General features: G+C 50.3%; 3 protein-coding genes and 2 pseudogenes. 3 read left to right on the plus strand and 2 right to left on the minus strand.

The features are described 5' to 3' along the window. Positions 1–315 (plus strand): annotated as a pseudogene (locus OGX92_RS09935) (IS1-like element IS1B family transposase); the annotation flags it as partial. A gap of 10 nt (positions 316–325) precedes the next feature. Here OGX92_RS09935 and OGX92_RS09940 read toward each other — a convergent pair. Beyond that, entirely contained in the window at positions 326–565 is a 240-nt protein-coding gene (locus OGX92_RS09940; RefSeq protein WP_286586496.1) for a nucleotide modification associated domain-containing protein, read from the minus strand. Between the two features lie 474 nt (positions 566–1,039). Here OGX92_RS09940 and OGX92_RS09945 point away from each other — a divergent pair, with 474 nt between their 5' ends. Then, complete coding sequence (locus OGX92_RS09945) at positions 1,040–1,501, plus strand: hypothetical protein (protein ID WP_286586498.1); 462 nt, start codon at positions 1,040–1,042, stop codon at positions 1,499–1,501. Positions 1,502–1,503: 2 nt separating this feature from the next. After that, complete coding sequence (locus OGX92_RS09950; protein WP_200921585.1) at positions 1,504–1,719, plus strand: helix-turn-helix domain-containing protein; 216 nt, start codon at positions 1,504–1,506, stop codon at positions 1,717–1,719. 229 nt (positions 1,720–1,948) lie between these two features. Here the strand turns inward: OGX92_RS09950 and OGX92_RS09955 are convergent. After that, positions 1,949–2,263, minus strand: a pseudogene (locus OGX92_RS09955) (IS1-like element IS1B family transposase); the annotation flags it as partial.

A 2,263-nucleotide genomic window follows, 5' to 3' on the forward strand; every position in this document is an offset into this window, starting at 1 on the left:
GACAGGCTCCGGAAGACGGTTGTTGCGCACGTATTCGGTGAACGCACTATGGCGACGCTGGGGCGTCTTATGAGCCTGCTGTCACCCTTTGACGTGGTGATATGGATGACGGATGGCTGGCCGCTGTATGAATCCCGCCTGAAGGGAAAGCTGCACGTAATCAGCAAGCGATATACGCAGCGAATTGAGCGGCATAACCTGAATCTGAGGCAGCACCTGGCACGGCTGGGACGGAAGTCGCTGTCGTTCTCAAAATCGGTGGAGCTGCATGACAAAGTCATCGGGCATTATCTGAACATAAAACACTATCAATAAGTTGGAGTCATTACCCGATAATTGCATACCCAATAATATCCTTTAGGGTGTCCTCAATTGATTCAAAATTTGGTGACTCTCCTTTATTATTTTTTTCAACTAAAGTTCGATAACGCCTTACCTTATCCCATAGATGCACCATATTACCGTTCAAACCTAGATCGAAGCTTGCTCCACCATAATCAGCGTTTTTCTTTAGTAATATCTGTATGATATCTTCGGTTATCGAGCGTATCTGCGTTTCCGTCATCGATTTGTCCTCAATTTGTGTAAAATTTTCTAAGAAATTTTGAAGAACTGAAACCTAACTTATTACTACTGTTAGATTTTCTCTCGGCTAAATTCGAATCTAGCACCAACAATGTGGCTTTTCAAGCCAAGAAAACGCGACGTAAGTAACACAGTAAGAAATTAAGATTCATGTGTCTTTTCATTAACTTCCTTGTTGTTTAGTGCTTGTCGATGTATTGTAGTAAGTGCACCTGCAAATTCAGGTGCCGGGATTGGTCTCCTGAAGATATTCCTTACTGGCGACATATGACGCGCTTTGCGTCTTTTTTATGTCGTTCATCCGGCTACATCTCAATGGTGGGCCGGGCGGAGGCGTCGCAAGACGCGCCGGTGTCCAGTAAGGCCGGTAAGACCAACTCCGTCCGGTTCCACCACCCGTAAGATTGGTCTCTTCGGTGGTGGTTCAAATAATTACTTACTGGAGGCTGCCATCATGGCTACGATCCCCACTCAAACACACCCGTTACTTGCTATTCCATTCAACGCCGCCACGGACTTCACCGTCCTTGCCAGCCACTGCGAAAACTTCGCTGAAACCCTGATTGAAAGTAAAGATAGCGCATTAAAAATGGCGCTCTGCGGCAGGCTTAACGCCGCTCTGACGCTGCTCCAGCCCACGCTGTTAGAACCCGTCCCGCCCCATCTTGTTGAAAGCCTGACCGTTGATACGCTTCCGGCGAATTCCCCCGAGTTTGGGCCCGAATGCACGGAGCTTTGTAGCTACTGCCTTGCCCTGACGCAGACGCTGGCGGAGCAGGGATTTTCTTCTGAAAAGGAGAAACAACTGAGTTATCTGCTGTACGACCTGATCAACTACTTCGCGGCGGAAATGAAAGCCCCGCGCAGGCTGCGCACCGCCGACGGCGTGAAGTTTATTGATGGGGAGGCGGCATGATCATGAGGCAACCGGACTGGCATTCCGCCGACATTATCGCGGCGCTGAAAAAGCAAGGGACGTCGCTGTCCGCCGTTTCCCGCAAGTCAGGGCTGGCGTCTTCCACGCTGGCAAATGCGCTGATCAGGCACTGGCCCAAAGGGGAAAGGCTGATCGCCGAAGCGTTGGGTATTGCGCCAGAGCAAATCTGGCCTTCCCGTTATCTCAGACCACGTTAAAACAGACTCTCCCGATCTTCTGTCAGCTTATGCTGGCGGAAGATCGGGAGAAGGCAAGCGAAGCGCGGCAGACTGCCATTCATAAAATCGCGAAAAAATCCACAAACAACTCAATTTCCAGAAAAAAGGTTTCCCCTTTTCATCCGTGCAAACCGGGTGTAATCTCCCTTCTGCTCTATGCTGTCGTTGATAGCGCCCTTTGCTTCGCAACCTGGGTAATGACTCCAACTTATTGATAGTGTTTTATGTTCAGATAATGCCCGATGACTTTGTCATGCAGCTCCACCGATTTTGAGAACGACAGCGACTTCCGTCCCAGCCGTGCCAGGTGCTGCCTCAGATTCAGGTTATGCCGCTCAATTCGCTGCGTATATCGCTTGCTGATTACGTGCAGCTTTCCCTTCAGGCGGGATTCATACAGCGGCCAGCCATCCGTCATCCATATCACCACGTCAAAGGGTGACAGCAGGCTCATAAGACGCCCCAGCGTCGCCATAGTGCGTTCACCGAATACGTGCGCAACAACCGTCTTCCGGAGCCTGTC

Source organism: Citrobacter sp. Cpo089 (assembly GCF_030332695.1).
Classification (GTDB): Bacteria; Pseudomonadota; Gammaproteobacteria; order Enterobacterales; family Enterobacteriaceae; genus Citrobacter; species Citrobacter portucalensis.

Excerpts from the sequence above, each read along its gene's own strand:
- OGX92_RS09940 (WP_286586496.1), bottom strand. The coding sequence starts at position 565 with ATGACGGAAACGCAGATACGCTCGATAACCGAAGATATCATACAGATA.
- OGX92_RS09945 (WP_286586498.1), top strand. The coding sequence starts at position 1,040 with ATGGCTACGATCCCCACTCAAACACACCCGTTACTTGCTATTCCATTC.
- OGX92_RS09950 (WP_200921585.1), top strand. The coding sequence starts at position 1,504 with ATGAGGCAACCGGACTGGCATTCCGCCGACATTATCGCGGCGCTGAAA.